The 21,282-nt window shown below is 58.5% G+C and carries 13 protein-coding genes and 1 pseudogene; all 14 read right to left on the reverse strand.

The features are described from left to right. Positions 1-111: 111 nt before the first annotated feature. A pseudogene (locus tag ACTHO6_RS06040) lies at positions 112-267 on the reverse strand (transposase); the annotation flags it as partial. Positions 268-331: 64 nt separating this feature from the next. Beyond that, positions 332-1,003 carry a TetR/AcrR family transcriptional regulator gene (locus ACTHO6_RS06045; RefSeq protein ID WP_440240419.1) on the reverse strand — a complete coding sequence of 224 codons (672 nt, stop codon included), beginning with the start codon at positions 1,001-1,003 and terminating at the stop codon, positions 332-334. A 17-nt stretch (positions 1,004-1,020) separates the two neighbouring features. After that, positions 1,021-2,160, reverse strand: coding sequence for an ABC transporter permease (locus tag ACTHO6_RS06050; protein WP_440240421.1), 1,140 nt, complete (start codon positions 2,158-2,160; stop codon positions 1,021-1,023). Further along, entirely contained in the window at positions 2,157-2,918 is a 762-nt protein-coding gene (locus tag ACTHO6_RS06055; RefSeq protein ID WP_440240423.1) for an ABC transporter ATP-binding protein, read from the reverse strand. The genes ACTHO6_RS06050 and ACTHO6_RS06055 overlap by 4 nt, the downstream gene beginning before the upstream one ends. Further along, complete coding sequence (locus ACTHO6_RS06060; protein WP_440240425.1) at positions 2,915-4,105, reverse strand: HlyD family secretion protein; 1,191 nt, start codon at positions 4,103-4,105, stop codon at positions 2,915-2,917. Before ACTHO6_RS06060 ends, ACTHO6_RS06055 begins: the two co-directional genes overlap by 4 nt. Positions 4,106-4,349: 244 nt before the next feature. After that, positions 4,350-4,586, reverse strand: coding sequence for a hypothetical protein (locus ACTHO6_RS06065; RefSeq protein WP_440240427.1), 237 nt, complete (start codon positions 4,584-4,586; stop codon positions 4,350-4,352). An 87-nt stretch (positions 4,587-4,673) separates the two neighbouring features. Beyond that, the gene (locus ACTHO6_RS06070) at positions 4,674-5,192 is read right to left on the reverse strand and encodes a DUF402 domain-containing protein (RefSeq protein WP_440240429.1); all 519 of its coding nucleotides are present in this window, start codon (positions 5,190-5,192) and stop codon (positions 4,674-4,676) included. A gap of 109 nt (positions 5,193-5,301) precedes the next feature. Further along, positions 5,302-6,711 carry an amino acid permease gene (locus tag ACTHO6_RS06075; RefSeq protein WP_440240431.1) on the reverse strand — a complete coding sequence of 470 codons (1,410 nt, stop codon included), beginning with the start codon at positions 6,709-6,711 and terminating at the stop codon, positions 5,302-5,304. 100 nt (positions 6,712-6,811) lie between these two features. Then, positions 6,812-10,645 carry a helicase-exonuclease AddAB subunit AddA gene (gene addA, locus ACTHO6_RS06080; protein ID WP_440240433.1) on the reverse strand — a complete coding sequence of 1,278 codons (3,834 nt, stop codon included), beginning with the start codon at positions 10,643-10,645 and terminating at the stop codon, positions 6,812-6,814. Further along, positions 10,614-14,111, reverse strand: a complete 3,498-nt coding sequence (gene addB, locus ACTHO6_RS06085; RefSeq protein WP_440240435.1) for a helicase-exonuclease AddAB subunit AddB — start codon at positions 14,109-14,111, stop codon at positions 10,614-10,616. The genes addA and addB overlap by 32 nt, the downstream gene beginning before the upstream one ends. Positions 14,112-14,126: 15 nt before the next feature. Further along, positions 14,127-17,777, reverse strand: coding sequence for an AAA family ATPase (locus ACTHO6_RS06090; protein WP_440240437.1), 3,651 nt, complete (start codon positions 17,775-17,777; stop codon positions 14,127-14,129). Then, positions 17,774-19,015 carry an exonuclease SbcCD subunit D gene (locus tag ACTHO6_RS06095; protein ID WP_440240439.1) on the reverse strand — a complete coding sequence of 414 codons (1,242 nt, stop codon included), beginning with the start codon at positions 19,013-19,015 and terminating at the stop codon, positions 17,774-17,776. The genes ACTHO6_RS06090 and ACTHO6_RS06095 overlap by 4 nt, the downstream gene beginning before the upstream one ends. 224 nt (positions 19,016-19,239) lie before the next feature. After that, positions 19,240-20,154: a COX15/CtaA family protein gene (locus ACTHO6_RS06100; RefSeq protein ID WP_440240441.1), complete on the reverse strand. Its 915-nt coding sequence runs from the start codon at positions 20,152-20,154 to the stop codon at positions 19,240-19,242. A gap of 135 nt (positions 20,155-20,289) precedes the next feature. Continuing rightward, positions 20,290-21,225, reverse strand: coding sequence for a heme o synthase (gene cyoE, locus ACTHO6_RS06105; protein WP_440240443.1), 936 nt, complete (start codon positions 21,223-21,225; stop codon positions 20,290-20,292). Positions 21,226-21,282 lie beyond the last annotated feature (57 nt).

A 21,282-nucleotide genomic window follows, 5' to 3' on the forward strand; every position in this document is an offset into this window, starting at 1 on the left:
TACGAAAAATGAACTTTACTAGGAGAGACACTGTTGGCAAAGGCGCTTTTTAGCGCCTTTTATCATTTAAAATATGATCGGGGTATTACAGCAGTAATCCAATTTCGAATGGCTTCTGAGCCATTTGCAAAAACGACTGTAGACCGTTTTCCATGACCCATGACGTTCTTCCGGCAAATCTCGCCAAGCTGCACCACTTCGGGCGATCCTAAGAATGGGATGATCGCTCAATTTTGACGGCCGTTCGGTTTGATGGGGCGGGAACATGTCCTTAATTGTTCCCACCGCTGTTCACGCATAGTATTTGGTTTTCAGACACATCCTGAAAAATTTATTTCCCAATTCCGTTCAGCAAAATATCGACCGTCATGGCAATCTGCTGTTCATCGCTGAACGTGGCATAGTCCTCTTTGTCCAGCACCTGGCGGAACAGCACCAGGCCGAGCATTGCGGACAGCACGGCGCGAAAGACTGCCTGGCTCGGCAGCGGACGCAGCTCGCCCGCATCTACCTTTGCCTCGATCAGCTTTTGCGCCATCACTTTGGCATCCTCAAAGACGGTCGCGATCAGCGCTTCCCGAATCTCATCGTGGAAAAACGCCTCCTGGAGCAAGATGCGAATGTGCTTTTCGTTGGCGACGACGAGGTTCAGGCGATTTCGGTACAGCTCCGTGACGATTTCGGCAAACGGCTTTTGCGCCTGCTCCTTGAAGATCTCACGCACGTCCTTCAAGATGAACGGCGCTGCGAATTTCACCAGCACGGGTGCCACGACGGCGAGCAAAATGTCTTTTTTCGATTTGTAATGGCGGAAAATCGTCCCTTCCGCCACTCCCGCCTCTTTGGCGATCTCCGAGGTAGAGCTGGCATGGAAGCCTTTTTCCGCGAACAGCTTGACGGAGGCCCGCAAAATATTGCGCTGCTTTTCCGTCATCTCGCTCTCGTCCTTCAGCTCTTCCACATATTGCAACAGGCCCTCTTCAAACGACGGCGGCTTGTTCATACGACGTTTACGCTCCTCTATTCGATCTTTTTGCGGAATCTGCCAATGGCAACGGTCAAAATGACCAGGCTGAACGCGCCCATCCCGGCGATCTCTTTCCAGAGTGCCTCGGCGCCTACGCCTTTCAAAAAGATTCCTCGCAAAATTTCCAGAAAATAGGTCAACGGGACAAGCCCGCCTAACCATTGTATCACGGTCGGCATCGAATCGCGCGGGAACATGAACCCGGACAAAAGCACGCTGGGCAGGATGAGCGCAAAGGCCATCTGCATCGCCTGAAGCTGCGTCTTCGCTACGGTCGAGATCAGAATTCCCAGCAGCAGCGTGGTCACGAGAAACAGGACGGACAAGGCGACCAACAGGCCGATGCTGCCTTTGACCGGAACCCCGAACCAGGCCGTCCCGACGAAGAGCACGAGGCAAAACGAAAACAGCCCGACGCCGACATACGGCGTAATTTTGCCAAGCATCAGCTCCAGCGGGCGAATCGGCGTCACGACGAGTTGCTCCATCGTGCCCCGTTCTTTTTCCCGGACGAGCGAAAAGGCGGTCAATATCATCGTGACGTTTTGCATAATCAGCCCGATCAGGCCAGGGATATTGAAGACGATGCTCTCCATATTCGGATTGAACAGCACGCGCGTCTCCAGCGCAAGCGGCAGCGTCAGCTCGCCCATTCCCTGCTTTTCCAGCTTCTTTTCTTGCAGGGCGATCGCCTGGTGCTGCACGATCAGTTGGGCGTTGGACACAGCGGTTCGCGCGATGTTCGGATCGGAGCCGTTGACGAGAAGCTGGATGTGCGCTGGCTCGCCGCGGTCTTTTTGCCGCGTGTAGTCCGGCCCGATCACCAGCCCGACATCGGCCGTTCCCTCGTCCAGCATCGCCTCCAGCTCCCGGTAGCCGCCGACGCTCGCTGTCGCCTGAAAAATTTTCGTGTGCACGAACTGATCGACCAGCTCCCGGCTTGCGGCTGACGGACTCTGGTTCCAGACCGCCATGCGGATGTCGTTCACATCCGTGTTGACGGCGTATCCGAACAAAAACAAAAGCATCAGCGGCATGACGAGCGCAATCGCCAGGCTGGGCCGATCGCGTTTGATCTGGATTACTTCCTTTTTGACGATAGACCAGTAGCGCCCCCAGACAAACCGTCTCATCGCGCTCCCCCCTCCGCTACCTGCCGCGCTTCTTCGCGCCGCACCAGCTCGATGAACACGTCCTCCAGACTGGCCGCGCCCATCTGCTCGATCAATTCCTGCGGGGTTCCTTCCGCAAGCAGGTTGCCGAAAAAAATGAACCCGATCCAGTCGCACGTCTGGGCCTCATCCATGTAGTGCGTCGTCACCAGCACGGTAATGCCTTGCTCGGCCAGCTCGTGAATCACTTCCCAGAAAATGCGCCGCGACACCGGATCGACTCCGGCCGTCGGTTCGTCGAGAATCAGCAGCTCCGGCTTGTGCAAAAGGGCGCAGGACAAGGCGAGACGCTGCTTCCAGCCGCCGGACAGCGAGCCTGCGAGTTGCTTTTCCCGGCCTGTCAGCCCTGCCATTTCGATCAGCTCCGCCTTTCTTTTCCGCCGCTCCGCTGCGCCAAGCTGGTAGACGCCCGCGTAAAAATCGAGGTTTTCTTCCACTGTCAAATCTTCATACAGGCTGAACTTTTGCGACATGTAGCCGATGCGCTGCTTGATCTCTTCACTCTGCGTCATGACGTCATAGCCGAGCACCGTTCCGCTGCCCGTCGTCGGCGTCATCAGCCCGCACAGCATGCGAATCGTCGTCGATTTTCCCGAGCCGTTCGGGCCGAGGAAGCCGTAAATCGAGCCTTTTGGCACCGTCAAGGTCAGGCTGTTGACGGCGACCCGCTCCCCGAAGCGCTTGGTCAGTTGCTGGCACGTAATGGCGGCGGCGCTCATCGGCCTCCCTCCCCGTCTGGCAGCAGCACATCGGCAGGCATGCCCGGCTTGAGTTTGTCCTGGCCTTTGGCGACGTCAATCGTGACGGCAAACACAAGCTTGCTCCGCTCGTCTTGCGTCTGCACATTGCGCGGCGTAAACTCCGCTTTGTCCGCGATGCGGCTGATCGTGCCTGTAAACGTCTCATCCGGGTACGCATCGACCTTGATGCCGACCTCCTGTCCTTTTTGCACCCGGTTCAACTGCGCTTCCGGGATGTACACCACGAGCTTGAGCTGGTCTGCCTTCATCATGGTAAACAACGTGGCCCCCGGTTTGGCGACCTCTCCCTGCTCGATGGAGGAGCGCAGCAAAACGCCGTCTTCTGCGGCGACAATCCGCGTCTTTTCAAGCTGCAGCATCGCCTGGTCGAGCCTCGCCTGCGCCTGTTCCTCCGCTGCCAGCAGCGCCTGGATGGCGTAGTCCGTACTGCCTGCCCGCACCAGATCAAGCTCGGCTTGCGCTCCTTGCTGCTGGGCTTTTGCTGTGCCGACCTGGGCAGCCGCCGCTGCCGCGTCCTCCTGGGCAAAACGGTACGCCGCTTTGGCCTGCGCCACCTGTGCCGTCCACTGGTTCAACTGAGTAGTCGCCTGGCTGACCGCCTCTTTTTGCGTATCCACATCCTTTTGCGAGATCGCTCCTTTTTCATACAAGGCCGTCGCCTCTTGCAGCCGCTTTTGCTGGTAGCGCAGCGTCTCCTCCGCTCCCGCGCGCTGCGATTCGGCCTGCGCCAGTTGCTCCTGTGCACGGACGATTCCGGCCTCTGCCTGGCTTTTTCTCGCCTGCGCCAAACGGATGCTGGCATTCGCCTGCTGAACGGCGGCCACTCCCTTCTGAATCGTCTGGTCGCGCGAGCCTGCCTTCGCTTCCTCCAGCCTGGCCCTCGCCTGCTCCCATGCGGCCTTGGCCTCCGCCACGCTGATCTGGTAGCTGCGCGGGTCGATTTCCGCCAGCACCTCGCCTTTTTTCACCTCGCTGCCTTCCTCGGCGATCACCTTCGTCACCAGCCCGCCTACCTCGGCCACGATCGGCCATTCATCCGCCTCGATTGTCCCCGACAGTGGCTGCTGCTTTTCCCCGAGCAGGCCGCAGCCTGACAGAGCAAGAAGCAGACTGCCGATACTTACAGCGCGCAAGACACGTTTCATGCAGAACCTCTCCCATTCATAGTGAGTGAGTAATCACTTTATTTTTACGGCAAAAAAACGGGCCATTTGCCCTCTTTGCGCAAATCATGATGCACGTCGCCGGATGAACCTTACAAAAAGCGAGTGATTACTCACTTCTTACTATGAGTATATGCCCCCTGCGCCTACCTTGCAATTTTTATTTTACCAAGTCTGAGGGAGGGCGCTGTAAATTTGTGACCTTCTCCAGGTCAAAGAATTCTCTTCAATTCCTTTTACATTTATGTAAATAAAAATATACGCTTGCACTAATTGCAAACGAAAGAAGTGCTTTTTCAATAAAATTATACAAGAAACCTTCTTTTATATAGAGAAGCATAATCCAAAACGGATGAACTTCCCTTTGGAAATCTATCACAATGCCATACCCAAGCATAAAAGGTATACTTGCTACTAAAAAAATCAAGACAAAAATACCTACAAATCGTTTGTATGAACCCACAATTTCCTCTCCTTTTTTCCTCTTCCTCCTTGTCTTCCTGACCAGTTTGCTTGCTCTTCGTACGAGGGTTCATCCAAAGCACCCGCTTCACGCAAAAAAATTCGGAAAGTCAAAAACATCCCGCTTACCCGCCAAAATCTCCCGCAACAGCTGGTCGGCCACCTCTGTCGCGAAGCTGTGCTCGTCGCTGTCGATCACCCCTTTTTGCAGCGCTTCATCCAGCTCATCCTGGTCGAGCAAATAAACCTCGCCCTGCGGCAGCACCACAATGTCGAGGTAGAGATCGTCATACCAGATATGTCCGTTCTCATCCTTGCCATGCGCCTTGCAAATATCGATGTACCACTGCACGGTGTTGCCAAGCTCGTCCAGCATTTTTGTGACGGCATAGGGCTTCTTGTCCGGAAAGTATTGCAGGTACACATACCCTCTGTCGCCTACGCACAACAGTTTATCCCCAACAGGCATGTAGGCGGGCTCGTTTACTTCGTCCAAGGTCAAACGGACAGCGTACCCGGAAAAAGTCAAAGCCTCTACCCACTTTTCCTGATAGCCCATTCGCTTGACGCGTCTCCAGCCGGGTCGGTCTGCTCGTTTTCGCTTCATGGCCTGTTCTCCTCGTCGTTTTGGTTCCTTTTACTCTACCATGAATGGGATAGTCTTGTCAGATACAAACAAAGACATGTCCTCCTGGAGAACATGCCTCGAAGTTTGGTTATTGGCCATATTCGCCATCCCGCAAATGACTGTGCCGTCTTCCGTAGAGGAAGTAGACGACAGCGCCTGCCGCCAGCCAGCCGAGAAACCCGATCTTCGTCACAGCAGGCAAGCTGTAGACCAGGTATCCGCAGAAAAGCACGGCGAGAATCGGGACGAGCGGAACGAACGGTGTGCGAAACGAACGGTGCAAGTCCGGATTCGTCCGGCGCAGGACCACGACGCCAATGGAGACGAGAATAAAAGCAAACAGCGTCCCGATATTCGTCAGCTCTGCCAGCTTGTTCAACGGCAGCAATCCGCTGAAAATCGCAACCAAAATGCCGACGATGAGGGTGCTTTTGCGCGGGACCTGTGTCGCCGGATGCACCTGCGAAAAAACGGCGGGCAAGAGACCGTCGCGGCTCATGGCGAAAAACAGCCGCGTCTGTCCGTACATCATCACGAGCAGCACAGTCGTAATACCGACGATCGCCCCGAGCGAAATGAATCCGGCTACCCAATCCTGCTGGACGTAGTTGAGCGCAAAGGCAACCGGGTTTTTGACGTTGAGCTTGTCATACGGAACGATTCCTGTCAGCGTCAGGGAGACGGCAATGTAGAGCAGCGTACACACCAATAGCGAAGTGATGATGCCAATCGGCATGTCGCGCTGCGGATTGCGCACTTCCTCTGCGGCCGTCGATACCGCGTCAAATCCGATAAAAGCGAAGAAGACGGTTGCAGCGCCCGTTGCGACCCCCGCAAAGCCGAACGGCATGAAGGGACTCCAGTTTTCCGGCTTCACATACAGGAAGCCGACGATGAGAAACAACAGGATCACCGCGACCTTGATAATCACCATCAGCGTATTGAAGCGGGCCGATTCTCTTGTCCCTTTCATGAGCAGAAGCGTAATAACGAAAATGATGACAACAGCAGGCAAGTCAATGATCGTCCCTTTGGATGCGTCGAACGCATTCGTCAAAGCCACGGGCAGATGGATGCCGAAGCCTGAAAGCAAGCCTTGCGCGTACCCGGACCAGCCGCTCGCCACCGCTGCGGAAGCCACCCCGTATTCCAGGATCAGGTCCCAGCCGATCATCCAGGCTACCAGTTCGCCAAACACGGTATAGCTGTACGTGTACGCACTTCCAGACACGGGGACAGTGGAAGCGAATTCCGCATAGCACAGTGCCGCAAACACGCACGCAAGCCCTGACAGGACAAACGACAACACCAGCGCAGGCCCTGCATGCTCGGCCGCAGCAACTCCCGTGAGGACAAAGATGCCCGTCCCGACAATCGCTCCGATACCCAGCATGGTCAGATCAAAAGCGCCCAACGTTTTTTTGAGCTGCTTGCTCTCGACCTGGTTTAACAAGCTGGCAACCGACTTTTTTCTCAATAACTGTTCTTTTACCGACATCGTATGCGTACCTCCCGCCCGGACATTCCGTCTTGAAAACTTCAAGCGAACACTTGGAGTATGGGCAGTCAGGAGGAAAATTATGCATGGGGTTCTGCCTTTACGTAAACCGGATGGAGAAACCGCCAGAGAGCATGTACAAATAGCTCTCGACTTCCTGAGACGGTTGGATGATCTGTCTGATCGCCCGAACGTAGAGATTGATCTGGCTGCCGTACCTTCTCTCCATCTCTCTGATCGCCTCGGCCGAGGCTTCCTTGGCCACCCAGTCGGTCTTGAAATCAATCAGGACCAGTCGATTGTCGTCTTCCTCCAGCAAGCAGTCCATTACCCCCTGGACGATAATCCGCTCCGCAGTCTCTTCCCCCAGCTCCGGCTCCACTTCATGCGCGGGCAGCACGAGCGTAAACGGCAGCTCGCAGTGAACCGCCTTGGCTCTTTTCATCCGTTGCCCCAGCGGGTCGGCAAAAAAGGCAGCCATTTGTCCGACATCCACCGCCTGTACTTGCTCCTCTGTCAAAAAGCGGCGCGCGGCAAGCTCTGCCACCTGCTCGCGTATATCGGCCTCATCCAGCGGGCGCTGCAAATCGAGATGCTGGAAGACCAGGTGCGTAATCGTGCCTTTCTCGGCGGCTGTCAGGCGGTGCGATTTTTGTTCCGCCAAAAACTTCGGCTTTTCCGTAATCGAAGGCAGGGTGAGCGCCTGTCCGCTTTTGCTGACCTTGGCATGCTGCTTCAGCTCGCTGACGCTCCATTTGGCCGCCACGCGCGAGGCAATCGGATGCGGGTAGGTCCAGCCCAGTCGCGCTTCTACCAGCTGGCGCAGCGTTTCGTCGCCTGGCCGTTTCGCAATCGCTTCCCGCCGGGTCGCGCGCTCCCACAGTGCCCGATCATCGCTCATGGCCTCCTGCTGCGCTTTCAGCTCGTCCGCCTGGTAAAAATGAAACGACCAGACAGAGTCATCAGGAACGGTTCTCACCCGGACTGCTTCGCCCGCCCCTTCTCTCTCGGGATACGCGCGCAGCTCCCCTGCTGCCGGATGCCGCAGCAGGGCGCGGCCCACCCAGTCCAAATAGCCCTTGGCCTGGATCAGATCCTCGTCGCTGAGCCGTGCGCCATCCCCTTGTCTGCCCCAGTCCATGACACGTTTTGCCAGGTCCTTGGCCGAGCCGACGAGCACCAGCTTCTCGCGCGCACGAGTCAAGGCGACGTACAGCACGCGCATTTCTTCCGCCAGCATATCCTGGCGCAGCTGCTGCCGAATGCCCAACGCCGCGATGCTCGGATAGCGCAGCTGCATGGACGGTTCCACGGCCATCGGGCCGAAGCCCAAGTCCTTGTGCAGCAAAAACGGGCTTTTCAAATCCATCGTGTTGAACTGCTTGCCCATGCCCGCGACAAAGACAACGGGAAACTCCAGCCCTTTGCTCTTGTGGATCGTCATGATCCGCACGACATCCTCGTTTTCTCCGATCGTGCGCGCTTCGCCCATGTCATTGCCCGCCTCCTGCAGCCGGTCGACAAAGCGCAGGAAGCGAAACAGCCCGCGATAGGAGCCTGCTTCGTACTGGCGTGCCCGGTCGTACAGGGCGCGCAGATTGGCCTGCCGCTGCTGTCCGTTTTCCAGGGCAGCGACATAGTCGAGATAGCCCGTCTCGCGGTACAACAGGGAAATAAGCTCAGACAGCGCTCCCCTGCGCGCGTGGGTCCGCCACCCTTCCAGCTTCACGAAAAACTGGCGCAGCCGTTTTTCCCACGGCTCCTGCGGCAAGCGTTCCTCCACGTATTGCATGACAGCCAGATGAAAAGGACCCGTCGCATACCGGATGCGGATTTGGGCGAGCTGCTCCTCGCGCAGGCCGACGATGGGCGAGCGCAACACCGCAGCCAGCGGGATGTCCTGTAGCGGATTGTCGATCACGCGCAACAGCGACAGCATCGTCTCTACTTCTGTCGCCGCAAAGTAGCCTGCCGTCTGCTCGGCGTACACAGGAATTCCGGCGGCATGAAGTTCCTCCTGCATCGTCTGCCCCCAGCCGGACGTGGCCCGAAGCAAAATGACGATATCCCGGTAAGCAAGCGGGCGCATTCCTCCTGCCTTTTTATCGTACACGAGCAGCGGCGACTCGCCCTCGCCCGGCTCCATCCAGCGGCGAATGCGGCTGGCGATCAGACGCGCTTCCAGTTGCGCGACGCTCGCTTCCTCTGCCGCATCGCCCGTCGCTTCGGGCATTCCCGCCGCATCTGCCTCATCCACGGCTTCTGCAAGCACGGCCTGTCCCGTATCTTGCTCGGCGGCATTACGGTTAATCAGATGCACCTCTGCCTGTAGTCGGCCCGGCTCTGCCTCCGGATAGGCAGCGCGATGAATCAGCTCAGCCGACGGATCGTAGTCGATCTCGCCCACGCCCGGCGACATGATTTGCCTAAACAAAAAGTTGACCGCATCCACAACCTCGCGTCTGCTGCGGAAGTTGGCGGCAAGGTCGATCCGCTGCCCCGGCGCGTCATCATCGGGCTTTTGCCCGCCTGCCGCGCTTTTTTGATAAGTCAAGTATTTGTCCAGAAACAGCTTCGGCTCCGCCAGACGAAAACGGTAAATACTCTGCTTCACGTCCCCTACCATAAAGCGGTTGGCGCCCTCACCGTTTGTCCCGTCGCGGGAGACCATACGCAAAATCGTCTCCTGTACCAGGTTGATATCCTGATACTCGTCGACCAGCACTTCCGCGAACTGTTCGCGCAGCTGCTCCGATATCGGCGAAGGAATCGCCTCGCCCGCTTCGTCCGGTACCGTCAAAATGCGCAGGGCCAGATGCTCCAGATCTCCAAAGTCAACGATTCCCCGCGACCGCTTCTCCTGCTGGAACGCCTCGGCAAACGCGGTAACGAGCCGGGCCAGCGTCTTCATGTGCGGGGCGAGACGCTGCAAATCAGCGGCATATTGCTCGGCTGTTATGGAAAAATACTGCTCGATCTGCTCCGCCAGCTCTTTTTTCACGCCGTTTCTAAGCGCCTGCACCTGCTCCTTGATCTTTGGATCGGTTCCTTTGACTGGCGGCAGCTTGGCAAAAGCAACGCCACGGATAGCCTGGCTCGCTGCCTCCCAGCCTTCCTTGCAAGCCGCAGCCGCCCGCCTCAAAGCCGCTGCTTCCGCTTCCAGCAGCGGCACATAAGCCGCCGGACCTTCCGGAGAGGCTGCCAGCTCTGCCGTCCGCTGGAGCTTGCCAGCCATGCCGACGAGTACCAGCTCTACAGACCGCAGCACGCTGTTGGCCCAGACCAGTCCGTCCAGCCCGGCCCCGGCGCGAATGTCAAACATGTCGGCTGCTTCCGCCAGCCAGCGCTCCGGCGACGGATGGCTTCTGGAAAACTCGTACAGTCGCAGAAGCAAAGTCGCCAGCGCCTGGTCGTCCTGTCCGTCCAGCATCATGTCGGCCAACGCCTGGAAGTCCGGGTCGCTCTCGTACCAGCCCTCCAGCTGCTCCTCCAGCACGTCCTGCCGCAGCAGCTCGCCCTCCATCTGATCGGCGATGCGAAACTCCGGGTCGAGATCGATCAGGTAGTAGTATTGGCGCAGAATGCCCAGGCAGAACGAGTGCAGCGTTGTAATCGTCGCTCGCTGGAGAAGCGCAAGCTGCCTGCGCAAATGGGCGGAATGCGGATCTTCTTGCAGCGCTTTGCGCAGCGCATCCCCGATTCGGTGCCGCATCTCTGCCGCTGCCGCATTCGTAAACGTCACGACCAGTAGCTGGTCGACGCCGACAGGCTCGCGCTCGTCCATGATGCGACGAATGATCCGCTCGACCAGCACCGATGTTTTTCCGGAGCCTGCCGCAGCCGCCACCAAGAGATTGCTCCCGCGTTGAATAATCGCTTGCCATTGTTCGTCTGTCCACTGTTCAGGCTTGGCCTGCATTCGTTGCTCCGTCATCGGCACCGCCCTCCTCTCCTGCCAACTGCTGCTCGGCCAGCATACTCCAGATTTGTTTGTTGTTCCATTTGGGTAGCTGTCTGTGCTCGTTGCCGCCTGCCTCCCCGTCAAACTGGCACACAGGCTTGTACGAACAGTAATCGCAAGCCGTCATCGTTCCGTTGGCATACGGTTTGATCTGGATGTCTCCGTCGGTCATGCGCGTGCCGATTTGCTTCACCGTGTCGCGCACATACGCGGTCAGCGTCTGGAACTGTTCAGCTGTAGCCACAGAGGAGCGCGAAGAGAGCGTCCCGTCCTTTTTCAGTTCAAACGGTACCAGCTCGGACGGTCCCTGCTCCACGTATCCGTCCATCATTCTCGCCAACTCCGGATCGGCGAGCATCAAACCTTTCATACGCAAACGCTTTGCCCGCTCCTTGGCGGCTTCGTCAGACGTCAACAGGCGCTTTGCCGTCACAAACGGATCAGCAACCTGGTAGTAAAAGACGCCGCCCATCTCGGCTTTTTTGCCGAGCCATTCCTCCGCGTTTGCCACGACGACATCCAGGTAGACGAGCAGTTGCAAATTCAAGCCATTCCACACATCCGACAGCGACAGCTGCTTGGGGCTTGACTTGTAGTCGATCACGCGCAAATACGGCACCTCGCTGTCCAGCGACTGATCCACCCGGTCGATGCGGCCGATCAGTTGCAGCTCCACGCCGTTATCGAGGGTGAGCGCAAGACCCGGCAAATCGGCGTTCGGCCCGAACGAGACCTCCAGCCCAACCGGCGCGAAGCGGCTTCTTTTGGCGTGCTCGCCCAGCACGTAGATCGCGCGGCCAACCGCTCGCATCAGCTTGCCCGCCAAAAAGCGATACCGCGCCGTTCGCGTGAGGATGCTGCTCCTTGTCTGCGGCACCAACTCGGACACGACCTCGCTCGCCAACTGCATGCTGCTATCTTCCGTCAGCTTGCTCCACTCCAGATGCTCTTCGTTCATTTTTTCCACGGCGCGCTTGAGCGAGGCATGGAACAGCTCGCCCACATCGAACCGCTCCAACTTGTACATGGTTCTCTCACTCAACCGAAGCCCGTGCGAGGAAAAATGCGAGAACGGACAAGCCTGGAAACGCTCCAGACGCGACACGCTCATTTTCAGCTGCTTGCCGTACAAGGTCGTGCTCGTTTGCCTGTCCAGGCCGTCCGGGAGATTCCGGTAGCGCAACCCGGACAGCAGCCATTTTTCCCGCGATGCTTCCGGGGAGGAGCGGACGTACCAGTCGTACACCTCCCACCAAAACACCGGCAGCTCGCCTGTTTTTTTCATCGCGCGCAACAAGGTCAGCAGATGGCGAAACACCCTTCTCGGTTGTCCGAGCAAAAAGGCATCGGTATCCACCTCGCCCGTCGGCTCATTGTAAAACATCTGGTGGGCAATGTCCGGCAGCACCTCCCTGACGCGCGAAAACACCGGGGACGGTAGCAATGCCTTGCCTTCCTCGTCCGCCAGGGCACAGCTCAGCATCAGCCGCTCGGATGGCCGCGTCATCGCCTGATACAAAAGGTACGGCTCCGCCATCAGCTTCTGCTTGGCACCTGGAGCCAGCGTTTGCCCCATTTCCGCCAGCCGCTCGCGCTCCGCCTCGTCCAGAATCCCTTCCTCCTTCGGGCGCAGCGGAATAATACCCTCGTTCACCCCGAGAATAAACAAGGCTTTGACGTCAGGCTGACGGGAACGCTCCATCGCCCCGACCAGCACCTGATCCAGCGCCGGGGGGACGAGCCCAAGCTCAATCGTTTCCAGACCGCTGTCGATCACACGGGCAAACGTAGCCAGCTCCATGCTCTCGTCGCCCATGACTTCCACGACCTGATCCATCAGCTTGACCAGCCCCGTCCACACCTGGGCGTGCACCTGCGCCGCATCGAGATCGCCTTCCTGCTCTGCCTTGCGCTGCCACGATTCCAGCTTGCCCGGCACATTCAGCGCGATCAGCAGGTTGTACAACGCCACTGTCATGGCCCGCACATTTTTGTCAGCCGCCCGCTTCAGTTCTTTTTCAAACGCGAGCAGCGGAGCGGCGTATTTGCGCCTCAGCTCGTCGGCTTCCGCATCCTCGGCGGCACCAGACGGACCGCGAAAACGCCAGGCAGCCTCCTCTGCCCAGTGGGGGCCGAAAACGCCATGTGCCAGCACGTAGTTTTCCAGGCGGTCGACCTCCTGGCGGGACGTACGCTCATCCGCGATGGCTGGCGTGAGCAAGTCGGTCTTCAAACAGCGGAATACAGCGTCGTACCGCCAGTTCGTGACAATCGTCTCCAGGGCCGCTCGCACCAGTTCCACCAACGGATGGTTCATCACGGTTCGTTTCTGATCCAAAAAGTGGGGAATGCCGTAATCGGTAAAAACGGCGGAAATCTCATCGGCATAGGTGCCCATTTCCCGCAGCAAAATCGCCATGTCCCGCCAGCGATAGCCTTCCTCTCGGGCCAAAGCGAGGATTTTCAGCGCCACCGCTTCCACCTCAGCCCGTCTGTTCACGGCGGAGAGCAATGCCACTTCATCGCTTTTTCGCGGCTCGCCGACAGCGGGCGGCGTTCCCCATTGAAAATAAGCCTGTTCGAGCTGGCGCAGCCACGGGCTGTCGGCAAAGCGCCGCGGCTCGCGCAGCAATAGCGGCTTGGCAACGGCGACGCCGGCTTCTCGCGCCATCAGCGACAGCGCCTGGTACGTGCGCACAGTCGGGTGAAACAATCCCAGCTCGTCGACAGACGCGTCGCGTTCGTCCGGGTCCAGCGTGAGCGCGATCGTCACCTGCTTGGCATGCAGCATCAATTGCTCGATCAGCCGCAGCTCCTGATTCGTAAAGCCCGTAAAGCCGTCGATAAAAATTTCCGCCTGTCGGATGTAGGCAGAGTCGCGCACCATGACAGCTACCCGGTTCAGGATATCGTCAGCATCGCAGTAGCCGTCTGCCATGTATGCCTCATAGGCGTTCATAATCAGGCGCAGGTCGCTGATCTTTTGATTGAGACTGGCGCCGCCCCAGTCCACGTTTTCCGAATCGGCAAAAGAGACGCCGTACGACTTGCACTCGCTTATCAAACGTCCCAGCTGAGAAGCGAAGCCCGGCTGCCTTGCCGAACGGCCAAACACTTGCAGTTCCTCCTTGTGCCGCTCCAGGAGCATGCGCAGTACCATGTGCTTCCCGAGATCGTCGACCGCTACCGTCGTCAGATCGCCCAGCTCCTGCAGCAGACGGTGGGCCAACCAGCGGAAGCTGAGCACCTGTGTCCCCATCGCGCCGCCCAGTCCGGGCAGGTTGGCCAGAGCGTATTCCTCCTGAAAGCTGGCCTGCTCCGGCACGAGCAAAATCATCGGAGAGCCGAGCGGCGTATCGCGCAGCCGCTTTTGAATCCGCTGGTGAATCGCCTCCGTTTTTCCCGTGCCTGCCCGTCCCACTATGAATTGGACTGCCATGTTTTTTCCCCTTCCCTACTCCATCTCCAGTTGCAGCGTACTGCCTTTGCCCATCGGCTCTGCCGGAGTCACGATCAGACGGCGCGGCATGCGCACGCGGATTTCCGGGACGTGACTGATGACGCCAATCGTAAAATCGTCCATCCGCAGCCGCTCCAGCGCGTCCATGACGACCTCCAGCAGTTCCGGATCGAGCGTTCCAAAGCCTTCGTCCAAAAAGAAAAACTCCAGTCGGCCGCCGCGCATCTGAATCTCCATCGACAGGGCGAGGGCAAGCGCAAGCGAGGTCAAAAACGTTTCCCCGCCGGACAAGGTGCTGACCGGACGGCGCATCCCGCCCGCGCCTTCATCGCGCAGTACGAATTCGCCCTCGTCGCCAATTTCCAGACCGTAGCGGTTCGCGGTCATCCGCTTCAGATGATAGGAGGCATCCCGTGCGATGGACACGAGCTTTTCCTCTGCAATAAACTGGACGAACGCCTTCGCTTCGAACAGCTTTTTCAATTCTTCCAGGCGGCTCTGCTCGTCTTGCAGCTCGACGATTTGCTGATGCAGCTCCTGCCACCTGCTATGGTTTTTCTCCATGCGCGTGACATGCTCTTTGGCGACGGCGACTTGCTTCTGCGCCTCTGCAAAAGACTGCTCCCACGACTCCCACGCTTCTTTGGCGCTCACAAGCTCCTCGTGCGAGATCGTACGGCCTGCAATGGCTTGCAGCAGCCTGTCTTCCTCGTAGCGAAGCTGTCCCAAAACGCGCGCATACGCCTCGACCTGCTCCTTCGCCTGAGGCAGCTTGGTGCGCTCTGCGTACTTCTCGCGCACTTGCTCCAGGGTGGCAAAGCCCGTCTCCTGCAACCCCTGATACAAAGCCTCATGCGCCTCTGTACGCTGTCTGGTCAAAACGGCCAACGTCTCCGAATGCTTGACCAAATCGTTTTGGACGGCTTGTCTCGCCTCTGCGGCTGCCTTTCGCTTCGCCTCTGCCGCTTCCAGCGACTGGCGCAGCGAGAGCAGCGTCTGTTCGATGTGAGCCAGCCCTTCGCTCGCCGGAATGCCGCCGGTCCGCTCCAGCCACTGGGCGTGCTTTTGCTCCCACATCCGTTTTCGATCGGCCAGCTTGTCTCCGATAGCGGCTTCGCGGGATTTCCAGTCGGCCTTTCTCGCCTTGGCAGCCTCTACCTGAGTCATCAGTTGACTGCGCAAGGCTTCCTTCTCGGCACGCGCCCGCTCCAGCTCTGCCAGCTTCCGATCCAGGCGGCCGATCTCCTCGTAGCGCTGCTCGATTTCCTCGATCAGCATCTCTTGGCGCACCGCGTCCAGCTCTTCGCGCGACAGCTTTGCCGCTTCCAGAGCCACAGTCAGGCGGGCCTTGCTCTCATCCACCGCCTTCTGCGCATGTTCGAGCAGCAGGGCGCTTTTTTCCATCAGCCGCTTCTTCTCGGCTTCTTCCTCGCGCAGCGCTTCCAGCTGCTTTTGCAGGCGCTCCCGTTCTTCCCTGGCCTGCTCCCGCTCGGCTTGCTTGTTCGCCAGCGCTTTTTCCTCGCGCTGGTAGACGGCAATCAGCTCTGCAAACGTCTCTACCAGCCAAGGCTGTCCGTATCCGTGGCACTCTGCCTGGACGGCGGCCAGCCGGGCTTCCAGTTCTCGGTATTCGGCCTGTGCGGCGGCTGCCCTCTCTTCGGCAGCGGCCAGCGTCCCCTTGGCTGTCATCCACGCTTCTTTCGCCTGCGCCGTCTTTTGCTCCGCTGCCTTCACGGCTTCTTCTGATGCTTTGATCCGGGCGCGCAAGTCTTCGCCCGCCGCTTTTGCTTCGCCGTCTGCCCGATGCTCCCGGCTGCCCAGCGGATGATGCAGCGAGCCGCACACCGGACACTCCTCGCCTTCTTCCAGGCGCTCACGCAAGTAGCGGGCCATGTTTTCCTCTTGCCAGCGCTCCCACTCCTGGCGCAGCCCTTCGCGTTCGGCAAGACGGGCAAGAGCCTCGGCTTCGCTCGTCTGAACCGCCTCCGTCAGCTCCTGGTAGCGCTTCGCCGCTTGCTGCCGCTCTTTTTCAATGTGCTGCCACTTTTCCTGCCAGCCCGTCATCGCCGTCACGCCTTCGCGCCACTGGCGGCCTATCTGCTTCAGCTCCGCCAGCACATTGCGCTGCCGTTCCCATTCCTCGTCGCTCATGAGCGGTTTCTCCGCTGCTTTTGCCAGTTGTTCTTTTTGCGCTGCCAGACGATTGAAGGACTGCTCCCACTCGCGCTGGTCCACTCTGGCTTTCTCCATCGCCGCCTGCAGACGGGACACAGCCGCCGCTTGCTCCGCTTCCAGCTCGCGCAGCTTCTTCTCTTCCCGCTCCCACTGCTGCTTCGCTTCCCGCGCCCGCGCGACACGGTCGCGCCACTCCGGAGCCACCATGGCCTGCCTGCTCTCTTCCGCAAGCTTTGCCCACTCCTGCTCCCATATCTGTAGGGCCGCTTCGTCTTGTTCAAGCTGCTCTTGGGTCTGCGCGAGGCTCAGCGATACCTCCCGCCACTCGCGCTCCAGCACAGACTGCTCTTCGCGAATCGCTCTCAGCTCCGCTTCCCATTCCTGGGCCTGGACCAGTTTGCCTTTTTGCTGAGTCAGCTGAGGCTCCCGCCCCGTCAGCTCCGCCTGCGCCCGCGCGTACTCGGCTTCTGCCGCTTCCAGGGCAAGCCGCGCTGCCTCCTGCTGTTCCCGGCTCTGCTCCAGCGCTTGTCCGGTCACGGTCCATTCCCGATCGAGCCGTTCGTATTGCTGCACCAGCGGCCACAAGCGGATACTCGCTTCCCATTCGCGGATGTTTGCAGCGAGTGCAGCCATCTCCGCTTCCTTCGCGGTCTGCTGCCAAAGCTGCTGCTGGACTTGCGCAAGCTCCCGTTGCCACTGGTCAAGCTGCTCCAGCTCCTTGAGCTTTTCGGCCAGCTCCTGTTTTTGCTCAGTGAATTCCCGCTCCCTTTGCGCCGCTGCCTCGAAGGTTTGTCTCGCCTGCTCCAGCGCCTCCGGTCCCGCTTCTCCCAAAGCCGCCGTCTCCAGTTGCAGACGGTGCATCTGCTCCTTTGCCTGGTCAAGCGCGTGCCGCACGCGCTCGCTCAGCTTTTCCCCGTAGATATGAAGCCGGAACATCCGCTGTAGCATCTCGTTGCGCTCGCTGCCTTTGAGTGTCAAAAAGCGGGAAAACTGCCCCTGCGGCAAAACGACCGCGCGAGTAAAATCCTGCAAGGTAAGCCCGATCAATTTCTCAATGGCCGCCGTTGCCGCCGTCGCCTTCGATTCCAGCACGACATCCGGCTCTCCCGTCAACGCGCCGGATTGGATCAGACGCACCTCCGGCTGGCGTTTGTTTCCTTTTTTATCCAGACCAAATTCCCGTTCAATCGTATACCGCTTGCGCTCATCGCCTTTGCCCAGCTCGAAGGTAAAGGAGACGAAGACCCGCTGCTCCAGTTGATTCAGCACTTCCTTGGGATGGTTCCCGCCGCCGAGCCGGACGACCTGCCCGTAGAGCGCCAGTGTGATCGCATCCAGAATCGTCGATTTCCCGCTGCCTGTCGGACCGAAAATACCGAACAGTCCCGCCTGGCACAGAATTTCGAAGTCAACCTCTTGCATTTCCCGATAGCTGTGCATCCCTGCCAGCTTCAATCGAATCGGTCTCACGCTTCCTCCTCCTCTCCCCCGGTTTCCGCCAATAGCCGCTGGAACAGGGCAACCAGCCGTTCGTCCGGAGCCGCTCCCTTTTTGCGCTCGTAAAAGCGGCGAAACAACTGATCCGATGTCAGCTCCGTCCATTCCACCCGCTGCGCTTCTTCCTCGTCCCGCTCCTCGCGGATGACGACGCGCTGGATTTTCAAAAAGTCGTCCGAGAGCTTGCGGACACGCTGGAACTCCGCCGGGTCGATCACATCTGTCACGTGCAGCTCCAGGTCGATCCAGGAGCCAGCGTCCCGCCCTTCGGCAAGCCAGCGCTCAACCTGGGCGATTCCCTCTGTCGCCTTCCAGCGCGCCAAGGGACGGCCGCTCGTCAAGTAAATGATTTCTTCCCGCACCTCCTGCCCAGGCTCCACCTCGACCAGGACGACCGCCTTGCTCTGCCCCGCTTCGGAAAAGCTGTACGAGAGCGGCGAGCCGCTGTAGCGCACGAGCGGCTTGTCACTGAGCTTTTGCAGGCGATGCAGGTGGCCGAGCGCCACGTAATCGGCGTTTTTCGGAAAAGCCTGCGGGGACACCGTCAAGGCGCCGCCAATCTGAATCGGCCGTTCCGAATCCGTCTCCATGCCCCCCATCACAAACAAGTGACTCATGACCAGATTCACGGTGTCCTCGCGAAAATGAACGGACAAGTCGGCAAACAACCGGGCAATCCGCTCTGAAAAGGCGAGTTGCATCTGCTCCTGCGTAAAGCTCTCGCTGAGCAGCTCCTTCAGCCGCGATTCGGAAGGGTACGGCAAAGCAAGCACCACCGCATGATGCTCACAGCCCGGCACCTTCAGCTCCAGCCAGGAAGGGCCTCCCCGGACGACCTGTACCCGGTCGGGGGACGGTGTCTCTGCGATCAGGGGCGCTTCCTTCGGCAAGCCGAGCAACACGATTCCGTGCTTCGCGGCAAGCGGCGATGCGGCCCGGACCCGCTCCGGCTGGTCGTGGTTGCCCGCGATCACGATAACCCCCCGCCGCCCTTCCGCAGACAAGCGCTCCAGCGCATCGTAAAAAAGCTCCTCCGCCCAGGCTGGCGGGTTTACCGAATCGTACACATCTCCTGCCACCAGCACCAAATCGGCTTCCCGTTCCTCCGCGATCCGGCAAAGCTCGTCCACAAAAGCCGCCTGCTCCGCCCGGCGGTCGCGGCCTTCGAGCTGCCGCCCGAAATGCCAGTCGGCGGTATGTAAAATGCGCATGACTCCCATCCTTTCTCCACGATCATGTGTTTGCTTTTTATTGTAGCAAAAGACAGAGCAGTGCGTGGCTGAAATTTGCGGTACTTGCCGGTAACTTTTGCGCATGCCCCTGATGGTTTTTAGGGTCGGCTGGGTACAGCCATCTCGCAAACGTAAAACGCACAAAGCCGCACTCCCGGCACCAAAGCGGGAATGCGGCTTTTTCAAGCGCGAATCACTGTCTTCTATCTTTTCCATTGGCCTGGTCGCGGCGACTTGTGCGCTTGCAGGCACATGTAGCTGATGACCCCGAACAAAATCGTAATAATCATCGAATGGAGCAGCGTAGCATAGAGGTGGAGCTTGAACAGAACCACGAAGCCGCCGCTGAACACCTGGAGGATGACCAGCACGAAGGCGAGAATGCTTGCGCCGTACAGATCGCGGCGTTTTTCCTTGAAGTGGCGAAGCGCATAGATCATGGTTCCAAACAGCATGAATACCAGAATCAACGCGCCCAGCCTGTGGGCGAATTGAATGCCTGTCTGACCGGAAAGCTGCGGAATCAGCTGTCCCTGACACAGCGGCCAGTCGCTGCAAGCCATGCTCGATCCGGTATGCCGGACGTACGCGCCGAGGTAGACAACGCCGTAAGCATAACCCGCCACGACCCACATCCAGTTGCGGAACCCCCGCGATGCCGTATCCTGAACCATGCTCGCCATTTTATCCCGCTGGAGGACAAACCCGGTCAACAGGAACACGCCCGTAAATGCCAGCAAGGAGAATCCGAAGTGCAGAGCCAGCACGGATGAGGATTGCGGCCAGATCACCGCAGAAGCGCCGAGAATCGACTCCAGCACGATGAAAAACAGACCGAACAGAGAGAGATTGCGCACTTCCCGGTTACCCCGATAGTGACGCCAGCACAGCACGGAGAAAACAACCACAACGATGCCGGCTACGCCTGTAATCAACCGATGCATGTATTCAATGATGGAGGCCAGCGTATACTCCGGGACCCATTTGCCATTACAGAGCGGCCAGTCGTTTCCACAGCCCAGACCGGAATCCGTCTTGGTCACGAGCGACCCGGCGATCATAACGATGAACATGACGAGAGTAGCAAGAACGGCTAGAGGTTTCAGCCATTTTTCCATGTGAATACACCCTGTTTCCTGTGATGTTTGAGACTTTCGGTAAAGCAGCCTCTTAACTGTTGCCCTCTCTTACAGTAAGGAAACATCCCCTGCCAAGCAAGGGATGTTCCGTGAACATTTCGTGAGTGTTTCGTGTCAATAATGGTACACCATGGTGCTGATGACAATGACGGCGCAAAAGATCGTCAAATACAGAATCGAATAGCCGAACAGCTTGCGTGCCCAGGCCAGGTCGTCCTTGGTCTTGAAGCCCTGGAAAAGCAGCACCATGTACACGATGCCCATCAGGCTCATGACAGCCAGGTAGACATAGCCTACGCTGCCGTGAATGAAGAGCAGGAGTGAAGCCGGGAACAGGACAGAACCCCACAGCACCATTTGCCGCTTCGTTTCGGCAAAGCCTTTGACGACAGGCAGCATCGGCAGATTGCCTGCGCGGTATTCTTCGGTTTTCAGCATCGCCAGCGCGAGGAAGTGCGGCGGCTGCCACAAGAACAAAATCAGGAACAGCAGCCAGGCTGCCGGGTCCATGCTGTTTGTGACGGCTACCCAGCCGATCACAGGCGGAGCTGCGCCGGAAATCCCGCCAATGACGGTATTCAAGGTGGTCACACGCTTGAGCGGCGTGTAGATCAGCACGTAGAAAATATGGCCGATCAGTCCCCAGACAGCAGCCAGCGGATTCGCAAATACCGCAAGCACGGTCAAACCGGCGAGCAGCAAGCCGATTCCGAGCAGAATCGCGGCGCGCGGAGAAATCCGCCCTGCCGCCAGCGCACGCCCTTTTGTCCGCTTCATCTTCTTGTCCAGATCGCGGTCATAGTAATTGTTTAACGTCGCACCCGACATAATCACAAAAGCTGTACCGAGCATGGTGAAAATCGCTAGCTTCCAGTCTGGAAAACCGTAGGATGCCAGCCATAAAGCAGCAAATGTGGTCATCAGGTTGGACATGGTAATTCCAGGTTTTGTCAATTCTACGTAGTCCCGAAAAGTTGCCGGTTCTCCCGGGTGTGCGTGCAGGGGCGTTTCGGTATCAAGCGATTCCTGCATGGTCACTTGCTGGTCCACGTTTTGTACCTCCTGTCTGAATCTATCTGAACATGCGAATATCCACTGAAAAAAATC

Origin of the sequence: Brevibacillus sp. SAFN-007a (genome assembly GCF_051967035.1) — a bacterium.
Taxonomy (GTDB): domain Bacteria; phylum Bacillota; class Bacilli; order Brevibacillales; family Brevibacillaceae; genus Brevibacillus.